Raw genomic sequence first — 15,642 nt, forward strand, 5'->3', positions numbered from 1 at the left:
CTGGTCCAGATCCGTCCCGCGTCGTCCAGGCGGAAGCCGTCGAACAGGCCTGCCGTGCAGGTGGCGAAGACCTTGCCGCCCGAGAGGCTCCCGTCTGCACTCACGTCGAAGACGCGGATATGGCGCGGGCCGTCCTTGACGTGGGTCGCGCCGGTATCGGCCACGTAGAGACGCGTCTCGTCGGGCGAGAAGGCGATGCCGTTCGGACGGACGAAATCGTCGCCGACGATGCGGACATCGCCCGTCTGGGGATCGATGCGGTAGACGTGGCAGGCACCGATTTCGCTCTCGGCCTTGTGACCCTCGTAATCGGAGTCGATGCCGTAGGCCGGATCGGTGAACCAGATCGAGCCGTCCGACTTCACCACCACATCGTTCGGAGAGTTGAGGCGCTTGCCCTGATACTGGCTCGCCAGCACGGTGATGGAGCCGTCATGCTCGGTGCGCGTCACACGCCGGTTGCCGTGCTCGCAGGTGACGAGACGGCCCTGACGGTCGACCGTATTACCGTTGGAATACCCGGCCGGATGGCGAAAAACGCTGACCGTGCCGGAGGTCTCGTCGAAGCGCATCATGCGGTCGTTGGGAATGTCGCTCCAGACCACATAGCGGCCCGCCGGAAAGTAGGCCGGACCCTCCGACCAACGGCAGCCTTCCGCCAGTTTCTCCAGACGCGCCGATCCCTTGAACAGGTGCTGGAAGCGTTCGTCGAGAACAACGGCAACATCTCGGAACATGGGAGCCCTCTGTCCTGTCAGTGAGCCATCAGAACGGGAATGGACGTGTTGCTGAGGATATGGCTGGTCGCGCCGCCGAAGAACATCTGCCTCAGGCGGCTTTGGGTGTAGGCACCTTTCACGAGAAGATCGCAGCCTATGGCAGCGGCTTCGGACAGGATGGTCTCTCCAGGCCTGTTCGAAGGATCGGGCGACGTGATCGCCTCGGCCGGCATATCGTGCATTCGCAGATGCTTTGCGAGTTCCGCGCCCGAGGGACCGGGCACGCCCCAGTCTTCGAGTTCGAGAACGACGATGCGCCGGGCCTTCTTGAGAAGGGGCATCGATCCGAGCACCGCCCGGGCCGTCTCGGTGCTCCGGTTCCACGCGATCACGACGGTCTCGGCGAAGGTCCGGGGAGCCTGAGGCGGTGCGATGAGGACGGGACGCCCGGTCTCGAACAGTGCGGCCTCCACCGTGGAGAGGCGTGTCTGACCGTTCGAGCCGTCCGGCCGTCCGACCACGATGAGGTCGAACACCCGGCCATAGGCGCCGAGGAACGCGTCTTCCGTCAGCCCGTCCTGCCGCCAGCCGAAGCCCAGGCCGGGCAGGCCCGCGGAGGCGCGCTCGATCTGCTGCACGGTCATGAAAGCCTCGAACCGCTCGCGGCACGCGCGGGCCATTTCGAGCCGGTTCTCCGGGGTGATGGGGGAGGGAACGCCGATGGCGATGTCCACCGGCAGGACGACCGGATAATCGGGGGTGATGGCAATCCCCTCGATATAGCTGTCGAAGATCCGGCCGACCTGCAGGGCAGTCCGCAGCTGGGGCTCGACGATTCCGTGGTCTTCAATCGGGACGAGAATGCTTTTCATAAGGATTATTGTCGCGCTTAAACCCTCGCTCGGCAAGACCATCCGAAAGTTCACCATGGGCTGTGGACGGGCTGGAGCATTTTCGGGGAAGTGGGTCCGGTTCACCATCAAAAATGCGGCAAAGCAGAGAAGAGAGGTGATTCCACCTCAGTGGAAACAACTCTAGGGTTTGACATCCGCTTGTCGTCGGCTCCAGCTTGAATGCGCCGCCACATCAAGGAGCCCTTCAAGATGCGTAAGTTCACGACCATCGGCGCAGCCGCTCTCCTCGCATTGTCCATTCCCGTGACCGCCCATGCGTTCGATCAAGGCAATACGAGCCGGATCAAGACATTGGTCGATACGGGCATGCAGTATTACTGGTCCGGCGGGGACGTGAAGAAGGCGGAAGCCGAAATCTTCAAGGGCATTACCCTGCACGGGCGCTACGACGTGGTGGAGAAGGCGTTCGCGGAGGCCTCGACCCTTGCGCCCGAGCGTCTCGATTTCCGCTTCGCGGTCGCGTCGTCCCAGATCCTGCAGAAGAACCTTTCCGGCGCACGGGCGACCTATGAGGACATTCTCGCGAAGAATCCGGCCTCCTTCGATGCGCAGGCCTGGCTCGCGGCGCTCGCGCGGATCGAGGGGCAGGCCGATGAGGCGGCCCTGACGGATCAGGCTCTGGCCGCTCTCGACCGCGAGCGGGCGGAGGCCTATCGCCAGCGTTTCGCCCGGGCCGAGGCCATCATGGCCGAGCGTCCGAACGTGGACGTGCCGACCGTGCCCGGCCGCGTGATGATCGTCGCCCTCGGCTATGCGCTCGCCAAGGACGGCACGGCTGAAAAGCCGCTCCTCGATCGCTTGGACGTGGCGCTGAAGGCCGCGAACGCCAACCCGACGGCCCAGATCATGGTCACGGGCGGTCAGCCTCAGGCCGGCGTCACCGAGGGGGACGTGATGACCAAATGGCTCGTGGAGAAGGGCATCGACCGGGATCGTATCCTGATCGAGGACAAGTCGAAGGATACGGTCGGCAACGTGTTGAACGTCGCCAACCTGCTGAAGCGCCACACGGCCGATGCGGTCATTCTCGTGACGAGCTCCAGCCATATGCGCCGCGCTCGCACGCTGCTCGAAGATGCTTTCCGGCAGTACGGCCTCAGCGCCCCGATCCTTCCCGTCGTGGCTCTCGACGCACCGTCGCTCGAGGAGGCCGCGAAGGTCTCCAAGGACGAGCGGATGGTGATCTACCGCGATCTCATGCGCGTCTCGGGCCTCTGGGCCTATCCGGGCATCCAGCAATAGCGCGTTGCGCTCATTCGATCTTGAAGTCTCCTGGTTTCCAGGAGACTTTCGGATATTGCGGATCCATCTCCTCGAGGGTCGCCTTGACGATGGTCGCGATAGCCGCGTTGCGCACCCATTTCCGGTCGGCGGGAATGACGTACCAAGGCGCCCACTTGGTCGAACAGCGATCAAGCATGACCTCGTAGGCTTCCTGGTACGCGTCCCAGTGCTGCCGGTCCTCCAGGTCGCCTGGGTTGAACTTCCAGTGCTTCGTCGGATCGTCGAGACGCTCCTGAAGCCGCTCTTTCTGCTCGTCCTTCGAGATGTGCAGCATGAACTTGAGGATGGTCGTGCCGTTCTCCGCGAGCATCTTCTCGAACGCGTTGATCTGATCGTAGCGCTGCTCGATGGTCTTTTCCGGCGCGAGCTTCCTGACCTTGCCGATCAGGACGTCCTCGTAATGCGAGCGGTTGAAGATGCCGATGGTGCCGCGCCTGGGGACAGCCTCATGGACGCGCCACAGATAATCGTGCTCCAGCTCGCTCCTGGTGGGCGGGCCGAAGGCATGGACCGAGACGCCCAACGGCCCGGTCGCATTGAACACGCCGCGAATCGTACCGTCCTTGCCCGACGTATCGGTCCCTTGCAGGATCACGAGCAGGGCGCGCGACCCTTCCGCGTAGAGCCGGTCCTGCAGGATGTCGATGTCCTTGGCGAGAGCCGCCGTCGCTGCCTTCGTCTCTTCCTCGTCGTTGAAGAGCGACTTGTCCCGCGGGTTCCAGTCCTTCAGCCGAACCTTCCCGCCGGGTTCGATCCGGAGCTTGTTCATCAAGGTCCGTTCCTGATCCGCCATGACCGATCCTCCACGTCTCCAGGACGATAGGGCACAATGGCCGGAAAGGAAGGCTGGGATGGTGACCGGCGTGGTCTTTACGGGCATTCCGGCAGTGCCTACCAATGATCTTCCCATCACCATGGAAGAAGCCGCCACGATGCTGTCACTCTACTACTATCCCGGCAATGCCAGCCTGCTGCCGCACATGATGCTGCGGGAAATCGGGGCGGAGTTCGAGCTGCGTCTCGTGGATCGCGGGCAGAACGCCCAGAAGAGCGCCGAGTATCTCAAGCTCAATCCCAGCGGACGCATCCCCGTTCTCGTCGACGGCGACCTGGTCCTGTTCGAGACGGCCGCCATCGCCCTCCACCTTGCCGACAAGTTCCCGGAGGCGGGCCTTGCGCCGGCCGTCGGAACGGCCGAGCGGGCGGCGTTCTACCGGTGGATGATCCATCTCACGAACACGCCGCAGGTTGAGTTCCGTGCCTGGTTCTATCCGCACGAGCACGTCATCGACGAGGCTGCGGCCCCGACCGTCAAGCAGGCGGCCGGAGAGCGCCTCGACCGCATGTTCGACGTGATTTCCGGTCAGCTCGGCGACAAAACATGGCTCCTCGGCGAGCGCTTCTCCGCCGCCGACCTCTTCCTTTTCATGCTGATCCGCTGGGGACGGGGGATGCCGCGCCCGCCACGCAGCATCCCGAACCTGAACGCCCTGGCCGAGCGGGTGCTCGCCCGGCCCTCCGTCCGGAAGGCACTGGAGGTGGAGGGGATCAAGGCGCCTGTCTTCTGAACCCTATTTCCTGCGCGATGTCCGCTTGGATGAGCGGCGTTCAGGCAGCACCTGGTCGATCTTGCTCATCTCCGCCCACGGGTCTCGCTTCAGCGAAGCGAGACGGTTGCCCAGGTTCTTGACGGTGAACCCGTTGGGCTTGAGATCCGGCGACAGCTCCTCCCAGGCGATCGGCGTCGCCACGGGGGCGCCCGGTCGCGAGCGGGTCGAGTAGGGGGCAATCGCGGAGGCTTCGCGATTGTTGCGCAGGTAATCGATGAAGATCCTGCCTTCGCGCTCCTGCTTGACGGAGGTGGTCGTGTAGCGGTCCGGCTCGTCGGCAGCCATGGCCTCGGCAATGTCCCGTGTGAACGCGAGAGCATCCTTCCAGGGTGCTTCCGGCTTGAGCGGCACGACCACGTGCAGGCCCTTGCCGCCAGTCGTCTTCACGAAGCTTTCCAGCCTTAAGCTTTTCAGGCGTTCGCGGACGGCGAACGCGCCTTCGATCACTGCCGGCCATGCGACGCCGTCGCCGGGATCGAAATCGAAGATGAGCCGGTCGGGCTGTTCCAGGTCGGCCAGGGTCGCACCCCAGACGTGCATTTCCAGCACGCCCGACTGAACGAGGGCAACGACGCCTCGAATGTCGCGGATTGTCAGAACCTCCTGCTTGCTTGTCCCGTCGCTCACCATGTCCGTATGAATGAAGGAGCTCATGCCGGCCCAGGAATGACGCTGGACGAAACACTTTTTCTCTGCGCCTCCAGGGCAGCGGATCAGCGTGAGGGGACGATTGACCAGATGTGGCAGCAGCCATTTCTCAACACCGACATAGAACTCGGCCAGTTCCTGCTTCGTGAGGCCCTGGTCTTCCCACAGCACGCGGTCCGGATGGGTGAGGGGCACGCCAGCCACTTCGGTCGAACGATCCTCGGATGCCTTGGACTTTGACGAGGCTCGCTTCGTGGTCTTGTCCTCCTGTCTCGATAGCGCCTTCTTCGCCGGCGCTTTCTTCTTCGCAGGACTTTTCGCCTCGCGACCGGGCGCAATTTCTTCCAGCGAACGGCCCGTCTTCACCGACAGAGGCGCCTCGTCGAGAATGTCCGGGTCGTCCTCGCTGCGGGCATATCCGTCCTCGGCCTTGATCAGGAGCCAGGATTCCTGCCGCTCGCGCGGACGCTTCGCCATGCGGACCAGATGCCAAGTTCCATGCAGCTTCTCGCCATCGAGGCTGAACGTGAGGCGGCCGTTCTCGTAGCCTTCGTGAGGATCGCCCTCCGGCTCCCAGGTCCCGCGATCCCATAGCAGAACGGTGCCGCCGCCATATTGGCCCTCCGGGATCGTGCCTTCGAAGTCGCCGTAATCGAGCGGGTGGTCCTCCACATGGACCGCGAGGCGCTTCTCGCCTTTGACGAGGCTCGGCCCCTTCGCCACCGCCCAACTCTTGAGGACTCCGTCCAGTTCGAGGCGGAAGTCGTAATGCAGGCGGGAGGCGTCGTGCTTCTGGACGACGAAGGAGGCTCCCCGGCGCCGGGAGGTCTTGCCCGCCGGCTCGGAGGTTTTCGTGAAGTCGCGCTTGGCGCGATAGGCTGCGAGCTTTGCCATGGCGCCGAGTCAAATCCGCGCCATTGGTTCTGGTTCCAGGCTCAGGGGCTGGTCGGTAAATGCGCTGCCATCCCCCTCACGTCATCACCGGCCTTGTGCCGGTGATCCCGATTGATTGAGGCGTGGCGCTCATCCAATCGGGATGGCCGGGACAAGCCCGGCCATGACGAAGAGGGAGGAGACTTATCGAGCAGCGTTAGGAAGCCAGTGGCTGGGTTACCGCTTCGGCTTTGTCGCGCTCGGTCAGGAAGGCGGCTGCGATCAGGTCGCGGGTATATTCCTCATGCGGCCTCTCGAAGATCTCCTCGGCCGTGCCGCGCTCCACCACCTTGCCGCTCTTCATGACCATGATCTCGTCCGAGAGCGCGCGCACGACGGCGAGATCGTGGCTGATGAAGACGTAGGCGAGGCCGTGGGCCTTCTGCAGCCCGCGCAGCAGCTCGACGATTTCCTTCTGGACGGAGCGATCCAGCGCCGAGGTCGGCTCGTCGAGCACGACGAGTTTCGGATGCAGGATCATGGCACGGGCAATGGCGATGCGCTGACGCTGGCCGCCGGAAAACTCGTGCGGGAAGCGGTTGCGCCATGCCGGATCGAGCTGCACTTCCTCGAAGGCCTGGGCCGCCCGCCGGTCGCGCTCCTTGCGCGAGATGCTGGATTCGTGGACGAGCAGGCCTTCGGTCACGATCTCGCCCGCCGTCATGCGCGGCGAGAGGGAGCCGAAGGGATCCTGGAACACGAGCTGGAGATGGCGCCGCAGGGGCCTCATGCCGCCCCGGTCGAGAGGCATCAAGTTGCGGTCCTCGAACCGCACGAGACCGGAAGCGGGCAGAAGGCGCAGGATGGCGCGGCCGAGGGTCGACTTGCCCGAGCCGGATTCACCCACCACACCCACCGTTTCACCCGCGCGAACCCTCAGGCTCACATCGTCGACGGCCCGGAGCACGTGCGTCGCCTTGCCGAAGAAGCTCTTTTCCAGCGCAAACTGAACCGCGATGTTCCGCGCGTCGAGCACCACGGGTGCGGTGGATGCCACCGGCTCCTTGCGGCCGGTCGGCTCGGCATCGATCAGCATCTGCGTGTAGGGGTGCTTCGGGGCCGCGAAGATGGCGTCGGTGTCGCCGCTTTCGACCACCTCGCCACGCTTCATCACATAGGTGCGGTCGGCGAAGCGGCGCACCACGCCGAGATCGTGGGTGATGAACACGATGGACATGCCGAGCCGCTTCTGCAGGTCCGCCAGAAGCTCCAGGATGCGGGCCTGGACGGTCACGTCGAGAGCGGTCGTCGGCTCGTCGGCGATCAGCACGTCCGGATTGTTGGCCAGCGCCATGGCAATCATGACGCGCTGGCGCTGGCCGCCCGACATCTCGTGCGGATAGGCATCGATGCGCCGCGCCGGGTCCGGGATGCGCACGAGCTCCAGAAGCTCGATGGCGCGCTTGCGGGCCTCTGCCTTGCTCAATCCGCCATGGGTGGTGAGCGGCAAAGCAAGCTGATCTCCGATCCGGTAGAGCGGATCGAGAGAGGTCATCGGCTCCTGGAAGATCATGGTGAGCTTGGAGCCGCGGTAGTTGTTGAGCCTGCCGGGAGACAGGCCCACCAGCTCCTCGCCGCGATACTTGACCGAGCCTTCGGCCCAGCCGTTCGAGGCGAGAAGTCCCATGACGGACATCATGGTCTGGCTCTTGCCCGATCCGGACTCGCCCACGATGGCGACGGTTTCGCCGGGATTGATGTCGAGGTCGATGCCCTTCACCGCATGGAGGATACCGTCGCCGGTGCGGAAGCGGACGTGAAGGTTCCGGACGGAGAGAACGGGTTCAGCCATAGTTGCGTCCTTCATCTCAGCGATCCTTCGGGTCGAGAGCATCGCGCAAGCCGTCGCCGATGAAGTTCAGGCAGAAGAGGATCGCGACAAGCGTGATGGAGGGATAGAGCAGCATCCAGGTGGCGCCCTGGATGTTCTTGGCGCCTTCCGAGATCAGAACGCCCAGGCTGGTGTTGGGCTCCTGGACACCGAGGCCGAGGAAGGAAAGAAAGCTCTCCAAAAGGATCACCTTCGGCACGAGAAGCGTCATGTAGACCACGACGGGTCCCAGCGTATTGGGGATCACGTGACGGCGGATGATGCCCTTGGTTTCGACGCCCAGGGCCTCGGCGGCCTGCACGTATTCCTGCCGCTTGATGGAAAGGGTCTGGCCCCGGACGATACGGGCCATGTCGAGCCATTCCACGGCGCCCACCGCGATGAACATCAGCACGAAATTGCGGCCGAAGAACACGACCAGCATGATCACGAAGAAGATGAAGGGCAGCGAGTAGAGAACGTCGACGATGCGCATCATCACGAGGTCCACCCGTCCGCCGAGATAGCCGGATGTCGCGCCGTAGATCACGCCGATGAGGATCGCCACGAAGGTGGCGAGCAGGCCGATGGCGAGCGAAACCTGGCCCGCCTTCATGGTGCGGGTGAGAAGATCGCGTCCGTTCGTATCGGTGCCGAAGAAGAAGTACTGCCGCTTCAAGGGAACGTCGACGACGAGACGCTGGCCGTCCTGCTGCTTCTCCACGACGCGGGCGGGGCCGAACAGGTCGGAGCGCTCGAAATAGGCGAGCAGCCGCTCGTCGATCGGCCGGCTGCTGGAGCTCACCAGCGTCATGTGGACGACGTCGTTGTCGATGGCGATGTTCTCTGCCTTCGCGCGGACGCGCGCGCCGATGCGCTCGATGTTCGGCTCGATCTGGTCGGCCTTCGGGTACGCCTCGAGGCTCGCCGGCACCTTCACGTAATCGGGATAGACCCGGTCGAAGGGGTGGCCCGTGAAGAACGGCCCGAAGATGCAGGCGATCGCAATCAGGCCCAGCACGATGATGCTGGTCAGCGCAGCGCGGTTGCGGATGAGACGTCCACGGGCCTCTGCCCAGAGGGATCGTCCGGCGATGGGGCCCGTCATGGTTTCGACGGGAAGAACGGCGCCTTCAGCCATGGGAGATCTCACTCGTAGCGAATGCGCGGATCGATAAGGGCGTAGAGAATATCGACCACGAGATTGAAGAGCAGAACGAAGACGGCGACCACCACGACCGTGCCCATGACGAGCGTGTAGTCGCGGTTGAGCGCTCCTTCGACGAAGTAGCGTCCGATGCCCGGCAGGCCGAAGATGGTTTCCACCACCACGGAACCGGTGAGCAGGGCGGCCGCGGCCGGGCCGAGATAGGAGACCACCGGCAGGGCGGCGCCGCGCAGGGCATGGGCGACGATCACCCGGGTGGGCAGGCCCAGGGAACGCAGGGTACGGATGTGGTTCGAGCGCAGGTTCTCGATCATCGCGGCGCGGGTCATGCGTGAAACCACCGCGATCTGCGGCAGGGACAGGACGAGCACCGGCATGATGAGGTTGCGGATGTTCCCGTTCGCCCACCCGGCGACCGGAAGCCAGGCAAGGGCTAGACCGAAGACGATCTGGAAGATCGGCGCCACCACGAAGTTCGGGATGGTGAGGCCCAGCGCCCCCATGCCCGTCACCAGATAGTCGATGGTGCTGTTCTGGCGCAGGGCCGCGATGGACCCGAGAGTGCCGCCGACGATGATGGCGAAGGAGAGGGCCAGGGCCCCCAGCGTCATCGAGATCGGCAGGCCGCGTGCGAAAAGTTCACCTACGGAGAAGTCGCGCAGGATGAAGGAAGGGCCGAAATCGCCTCGCATGACCGCGCCCAGATACAGCAGGTATTGCTGAAAGAGCGGCTTATCGAGCTGATAGATCCGGTTGAGGTTTTCCATCACCTTGGCCTCGAGAGGCCGCTCCAGATCGAACGGTCCGCCGGGGGCGAGCCGGATCAGGAAGAACGAGATGGTGACGATGATGAAAAGGGTCGGAATCGCCGACAGGAAACGGCGAAAGATGAAGGAGAGCATGGAAAGCTCCTCCCGATGCTACAGCATAACAATAAAAGAATAGGGCGGCCTGACGCGCAGACCGCCCCCCTTATCAGATTTATTTTTACTGCGTCTTCGACAGGAACCGCGACGGATAGACGCCACGCGTGTTCTGCACGAAGCCTTTGATCTTCGGCGAGATCAGGTTGCTCTTGCCGTAGTACATGATCGGGATCCAGGGCATGTCCCTCATGAGGATCGCCTCGGCCTTCTTCATCATGTCGGCGCGCTTCGTCAGGTCGAGCTCCTTGGCCGCGTCGTCGAGCAGCTTGTCGAACTCCGGATTGTTATACTTGCCGTAGTTGAAGCCCTTGTTGTCGCTCTTGAGCAGGAACAGGAAGTTGTTCGGATCCGAGTAGTCGGCGATCCAGCCGTAGCGGGCCACGTCGAAGTCGCCGCCGTCACGCAGATGGGCGAAGTGGGTCTTGCCGTCCGTGTTGATGAAGGAGGTCTCGATGCCGGCCTGCTTCCACTGCTCGGAAATGGCGATGACCGTGTTCCGGTTGTTGTCCGTGGTGTTGTAACGGATCTCGACCTTCAGCGGCTTGCCGGGACCGAAGCCCGCTTCCGTGAGGAGCTTCTTGGCGGCGTCCTCGCGGTCGATCGGGGACTGGTCCTTGTAGCTCATGTAGGCCGGCTCGCCGTAATTGCCGACGCCCGGGGGCATGAACGAGTAGCCCGGCTGCATGGTCTGTCCCCAGATCTGCTCGGCGATGAACTCGCGGTCGATCAGCATGGACAGGGCCTGGCGCACCTTCACGTCGTTGAACGGAGCCTTGGAGGAGTTCACGACCATGTACCAGGTGCCGAGATACGGGCCGAGCTTCACCTGATCCTTGAAGCGCTCCTTGAGCGACTTCATCTGGTCGGCCGGCACGTCGTCGGTGGTGTCGAGCTCGCCGGCCTCGTAACGGCGCACCATGGCGGCGAAGTCAGGGGTCGGGAAGTAGTTGACCGTGTCGATCTGGACGTTCTTGGCGTCGTAGTAGTTCTCGTTCTTGGCGAGCTTGATGTGGGAGTTCGGCACGAACTCGACCAGCTTGTAGGCGCCGTTCGTCACCATGTTGCCCGGCTTGACGAAGTCCTTGCCGAACTTCTCGACGGAGGCCCTGTGCACGGGCAGGCTGGTTTGATGGGTCAGCAGCTCGATGAAGTAGGGGGTCGCGGCTTCCAGGGTGATCTCGACCGTCTTGGGATCGACCGCCTTCACGCCCAGCTCTTCGGGCTTGCCCTGGCCCTTGTTGATCTTCTCGGCATTCTTGATGGGATAAAGGATGTTGGCGTATTTCGCGCCGGTCGCCGGATCCATGATGCGGCGATAGGAATAGACGAAGTCCTCGGCCGTGACCGGATCGCCGTTCGACCACTTCAGGCCGTCGCGAAGGGTGAAGCGATAGGTCTTGCCGTCGTCGCTGACTTCCCACTTCGAGGCCTGGCCGGGAACGGCTTCGCCCTTGGCGTTGTAGGTCACGAGTCCTTCGAGCATGTCGCGCAGGATGTGCGATTCCTGGACCGTCGAGGTCTTGTGGGTGTCGAGCGTTTCCGGCTCGCCCGAATTGGCACGGTTGTAGACGACTTCAGCCGACGCGGCGCCCATGAGGGCAGCCGTGGCGACGGCGGCGAGAGCCGTGCGTTTGATCCATGATGACATCGGTGGGGTTCCCTTTCTGGTTTATTTCAGTGTTCTGAATATCTCGGTCAGAGCCGGTAGGGCAGTAACCTTGCCCTATTTGTTGATCAATCAACTGTTTATGTCCAGTACTATCCCTTAAAGCGGCAAAACATCAAGGATAGTAAAGGTTTAGCAGTTCGACGGGTGGCTCAGGCCCCGGTGTCGAACACCAGTCCTGCCGCCTCGATGCCCCCGGCGGCGGCGATTTCGTCGTTGTCCGAGGTATCGCCCGAGACACCCACGGAGCCGAGGATCTGGCCCTGGGCGTCCTTGATCAGGACGCCGCCCGGGACCGGCACGAGCTGTCCGCCGACCGCATGGGTGGCGGAGGCGATGAAATAGGGGCGGTCGGTCGCCATCTTGTGGAGGGCGCGGGAGCCGACGCCGAGGGACAGGGCGCCATAGGCCTTGCCCATGGCGATTTCGGCCCGCTTCAGGCTGGTCCCGTCTTCCGAGAGGAGCGCCTTGAGAGCGCCCCGGGCGTCGTAGACGACGACGGAGAGCGGCTTGAAGGCTTTTTCCCGCGCGGTCTTGAGGGTGGCGGTCGCAATCTTCTGGGCCGTTTCCAGGGTGAGTTCGGTCACTTGGGTTCTCCGATGGTTTTCGTTGTTGGTGCCGGACGATCTAAGTTTTTCTTGCATCTTTACACGCAAAACCGGCTTCCACTTTGCGCTCGATGCTTCAGCGCGTGGCCGTGTCCTTGGCCGCAAGCCAGGTTGCCACGGCCTTGCGCTCGTCGAGGGTCATCTCGGTGATGTTGTTGGGCGGCATGGCGTGGGTCAGCACGCTCTGGACGCGGATCATCTCCGCATGGCGGGCGATCTCCTCCGGCGTGTCGAGGCGAACGCCCTTCGGGGGCATCGTAATGCCCTCCCATACGGGCTCGGCCGCATGGCACATGGAGCAGCGGGACTGGATGGTGAGCACGGCCTCATCGAAGGAGGCCGTCACGGAAGCGGGCGTCGCATTCGCGGGAGCCGCCGCCAGATTGGCGTTCCCCGGCTTGCCGAGGATCGAGAGCCAGATCGCCGCCCAGATGCAAAGCGCCGCCAGGGCCCAGGTCCACCAGGGCGATCCCTTGCCGGCATGCTGCGAATTGAAGAAGTGCCGGATCACGGCGCCCGCGATCACGATCAACCCGATGATGGCGACCGAATAGCGCGACGACCATGCGAGCGGGTAATGGTTCGACAGCATCAGGAAGATGACGGGAAGCGTCAGGTAGTTGTTGTGCGTCGAGCGCAGCTTGGCTTCCTTGCCGAGTTTCGGGTCGGGCGACCGGCCCGCCAGGAGTTCGGCCACGACCTTCTTCTGGTTCGGGATGATGATGAAGAACACGCTCGCCGACATCCAGGTGGCGATCATCGCGCCCGTATGGAGAAAGGCCGCGCGCCCGTTGAACACCTGGGTGAAGGCGAAGGCGGCCAGCAGGATATAGACGAAGAGCGCAACTCCGAGGACGTTGCCGTTCTTGCCCAGCGGCGACCGGCAGAGGCCCTCATAGACGAACCAGCTCACCACGAGGCCGCCGATGCCGATGGCAGGCGCCTGCCAGGGCGCAAGGGCCCGGACGCTCGGGTCGATGGTGTAGAGGTCGGCGTGGAGATAATAAACCCAGACGATGAGGAAGAAGCCGCTGATCCAAGTGGAATAGCTCTCCCACTTGAACCAGGTCAGCTCCTTCGGCAGCTCGGGGGGCGCAACGAGATACTTGCGCATGTTGTAGAACCCGCCGCCGTGAACCTGCCATGCCTCGCCGCCGACGCCTTCCGGCAGCCCCTCGCGCTTCTTGAGGCTGAGGTCCAGATGGATGAAATAGAAGGACGAGCCGATCCAGGCGATCGCGGTAATCACATGAATCCAGCGAATGAGCTGGCTGATCCATTCGGAAATCTGCGGGTCGATCATGCAGTCCCTTCAAACGATAAGGAAGTCGCAGCCTAGGGCTAGGCTCCCGTTTGCGAAAGGCCCGATCTATCGCCTTTTCAACAGCATCCGTGTCGCGAAAGCCCATGAGTTGTGCAACTAGACTTATGGATGCGCTTGACGCCGGGGCACAGGGCCGAAAAATGTCCAGGATCGACGGAAGCTGTTCTCACCCGCGAGGTTTCATGGGACGCCTGTCCACCCACGTACTGGATACCGCCAATGGCCGGCCCGCGCGCGGCGTCGCCATCGAGCTTTTCGCCATCGAGGGCGAGCAACGCCGCTCAATCGTGCGAACCGCGACCAATGCCGACGGACGCACGGATGCGCCCTTGATGATCGGCGACGCGTTCCGCACGGGCACCTACGAGCTCGTCTTCTCGATCGGAGCCTATTTCAGGTCGCTCGGCACGGCGACCGCCGATCCGCCATTCCTGGAAGTCGTCCCGATCCGCTTCACCATCGCAGAGCCCGACGGGCATTATCACGTTCCGCTCCTCGTTTCGCCCTGGAGCTACTCCACCTATCGAGGAAGCTGATCTTGCCCGAAACAACCTACCCCCGCGACCTCGTCGGCTACGGCCGCAACCCGCCGCATCCGCGCTGGCCGGACCAGGCGCGGATCTGCGTCCAGTTCGTGATCAATTACGAAGAGGGCGGCGAGAACAACATCCTCCACGGCGACCGCGCCTCCGAGGCGTTCCTCTCCGAGATCGTCGGCGCTCAAGCATGGCTCGGCCAGCGGCACATGAGCATGGAGTCGATCTACGAATACGGCTCCCGTGCGGGCTTCTGGCGCCTGTGGCGGATGTTCACCCAGCGCAACATGCCAGTGACCGTCTATGGCGTCGCCACGGCCCTCATGCGCAATCCGGAGGCGGTCGCGGCCATGAAGGAGGCCGATTGGGAGATCGCGAGCCATGGCCTGAAATGGATCGACTACCGGGACTTCTCGGCGGAGGAGGAGCGGGCCCACATGAAGGAGGCGATCCGCATTCATACCGAGGTCACCGGGGAGCGGCCCCTCGGCTGGTACACGGGCCGCACGTCGGAGCACACCAACCGCCTCGTGGCGGAGGAGGGCGGGTTCCTCTACAGCGCCGATTCCTACGCGGACGAGCTGCCCTATTGGGAACGGCACGGCGACCGGCAACAGCTGATCGTGCCCTACACGCTCGATGCCAACGACATGCGCTTCGCCACCCCGCAGGGGTTCAATGCGGGCGACCAGTTCTTCGCCTACCTGAAGGACAGTTTCGATACGCTCTACGCGGAAGGCGACACGGCGCCGAAGATGCTGTCGGTCGGCCTCCATTGCCGTCTCGTCGGCCGTCCCGGTCGGGCCGCGGCCCTCGCCCGCTTCCTGGATTACGTTGCGTCTCATGAGCATGTCTGGGTGGCGCGCCGCATCGACATCGCCCGTCACTGGATCAGGCATCACCGTCCGGCCGACCTCAGGCCGAGCCGCATGAACCGCGTGCTGTTCGTCGAGCTTTTCGGCGACATCTTCGAGCATTCGCCCTGGATCGCGGAGCGCACCTACGATGCCGGGCTGACCACCGGGCAGGATACGGCCGAGGGGCTCCATGCCGCCATGGTCCAAGCGCTCTCGGAGGGAACGCGCGAGCAGAAGCTGGCGCTGATCAACGCCCACCCGGATCTCGCCGGACGGCTGAAGCTCGCCGATCTCACGGCCGATTCCCGCAACGAGCAATCCTCCGCCGGTCTCGACAGCCTGACCGAGGAGGAGCGCAATCGCTTCCTGAAACTGAACGATGCCTACCGGCAGACATTCGGCTTCCCCTTCATCATGGCCGTGAAGGGCCGCTCGAAGGACGAGATCCTCGCCGCCTTCGAGGAGCGCTTGCAGCATGATCCCGAGCAGGAATTCGACACGGCCATCGTGCAAATCGAACTGATCGCGCTGCTCAGGCTGAAGGACCGGCTGCCGTCGCTGGCCGATGTCTTCTCGAATCTGGCCTGACCGGAACCCTGGCGGCAAATGCGCGTCTTCCCCCCAGCTTGGCCATCGTGA

General features: G+C 63.5%; 14 protein-coding genes. 4 read left to right on the forward strand and 10 right to left on the reverse strand.

Annotated elements, in window-relative coordinates; translation table 11 throughout:
* Together DDF70_RS19910 and DDF70_RS19915 are read right to left on the reverse strand one after the other, a co-directional pair.
* Positions 1–737 (reverse strand): SMP-30/gluconolactonase/LRE family protein (locus tag DDF70_RS19910; protein WP_162820518.1); only part of this gene is annotated, 737 nt, incomplete at its 3' end.
* Positions 738–754: 17 nt separating this feature from the next.
* Positions 755–1,591 (reverse strand): universal stress protein, encoded by an 837-nt coding sequence (locus tag DDF70_RS19915; protein WP_162820519.1) that lies wholly within the window; start codon positions 1,589–1,591, stop codon positions 755–757.
* Between the two features lie 231 nt (positions 1,592–1,822).
* Between DDF70_RS19915 and DDF70_RS19920 the strand changes: the two genes are divergently transcribed.
* Positions 1,823–2,875 (forward strand): YdcF family protein, encoded by a 1,053-nt coding sequence (locus DDF70_RS19920; RefSeq protein ID WP_114946638.1) that lies wholly within the window; start codon positions 1,823–1,825, stop codon positions 2,873–2,875.
* Positions 2,876–2,885: 10 nt separating this feature from the next.
* Here DDF70_RS19920 and DDF70_RS19925 read toward each other — a convergent pair whose 3' ends face one another.
* Positions 2,886–3,710, reverse strand: a complete 825-nt coding sequence (locus tag DDF70_RS19925) for a polyphosphate kinase 2 family protein (RefSeq protein WP_114946589.1) — start codon at positions 3,708–3,710, stop codon at positions 2,886–2,888.
* Between the two features lie 58 nt (positions 3,711–3,768).
* Here DDF70_RS19925 and DDF70_RS19930 point away from each other — a divergent pair, with 58 nt between their 5' ends.
* The gene (locus DDF70_RS19930) at positions 3,769–4,485 is read left to right on the forward strand and encodes a glutathione S-transferase family protein (RefSeq protein WP_245435572.1); all 717 of its coding nucleotides are present in this window, start codon (positions 3,769–3,771) and stop codon (positions 4,483–4,485) included.
* Positions 4,486–4,488: 3 nt separating this feature from the next.
* On the opposite strand, the gene ligD is transcribed toward DDF70_RS19930, so the two are convergent.
* The 7 genes from ligD to DDF70_RS19965 form a co-directional block, all read right to left on the reverse strand.
* Positions 4,489–6,069 (reverse strand): non-homologous end-joining DNA ligase, encoded by a 1,581-nt coding sequence (gene ligD, locus DDF70_RS19935; RefSeq protein ID WP_114946590.1) that lies wholly within the window; start codon positions 6,067–6,069, stop codon positions 4,489–4,491.
* Between the two features lie 196 nt (positions 6,070–6,265).
* Positions 6,266–7,915: an ABC transporter ATP-binding protein gene (locus DDF70_RS19940; protein WP_245435573.1), complete on the reverse strand. Its 1,650-nt coding sequence runs from the start codon at positions 7,913–7,915 to the stop codon at positions 6,266–6,268.
* 1 nt (position 7,916) lies between these two features.
* Positions 7,917–9,059: an ABC transporter permease subunit gene (locus DDF70_RS19945; RefSeq protein WP_114946591.1), complete on the reverse strand. Its 1,143-nt coding sequence runs from the start codon at positions 9,057–9,059 to the stop codon at positions 7,917–7,919.
* Between the two features lie 8 nt (positions 9,060–9,067).
* Positions 9,068–9,988 carry an ABC transporter permease subunit gene (locus DDF70_RS19950; protein WP_114946592.1) on the reverse strand — a complete coding sequence of 307 codons (921 nt, stop codon included), beginning with the start codon at positions 9,986–9,988 and terminating at the stop codon, positions 9,068–9,070.
* A gap of 85 nt (positions 9,989–10,073) precedes the next feature.
* Positions 10,074–11,660, reverse strand: coding sequence for a peptide ABC transporter substrate-binding protein (locus DDF70_RS19955; RefSeq protein ID WP_114946593.1), 1,587 nt, complete (start codon positions 11,658–11,660; stop codon positions 10,074–10,076).
* A 170-nt stretch (positions 11,661–11,830) separates the two neighbouring features.
* A complete protein-coding gene (locus DDF70_RS19960) occupies positions 11,831–12,265 on the reverse strand; it encodes a GlcG/HbpS family heme-binding protein (RefSeq protein WP_114946594.1) in 435 nt (144 codons plus the stop codon).
* Between the two features lie 97 nt (positions 12,266–12,362).
* A complete protein-coding gene (locus DDF70_RS19965) occupies positions 12,363–13,589 on the reverse strand; it encodes a urate hydroxylase PuuD (protein ID WP_114946595.1) in 1,227 nt (408 codons plus the stop codon).
* A 203-nt stretch (positions 13,590–13,792) separates the two neighbouring features.
* Between DDF70_RS19965 and uraH the strand changes: the two genes are divergently transcribed.
* Positions 13,793–14,146 carry a hydroxyisourate hydrolase gene (gene uraH, locus DDF70_RS19970; RefSeq protein ID WP_114946596.1) on the forward strand — a complete coding sequence of 118 codons (354 nt, stop codon included), beginning with the start codon at positions 13,793–13,795 and terminating at the stop codon, positions 14,144–14,146.
* 2 nt (positions 14,147–14,148) lie between these two features.
* Positions 14,149–15,591, forward strand: a complete 1,443-nt coding sequence (gene puuE / locus DDF70_RS19975) for an allantoinase PuuE (protein ID WP_114946597.1) — start codon at positions 14,149–14,151, stop codon at positions 15,589–15,591.
* The last annotated feature ends 51 nt before the right edge of the window (positions 15,592–15,642 follow it).

It is taken from the genome of Microvirga calopogonii, from assembly GCF_003347665.1.
Taxonomy (GTDB): Bacteria; Pseudomonadota; Alphaproteobacteria; order Rhizobiales; family Beijerinckiaceae; genus Microvirga; species Microvirga calopogonii.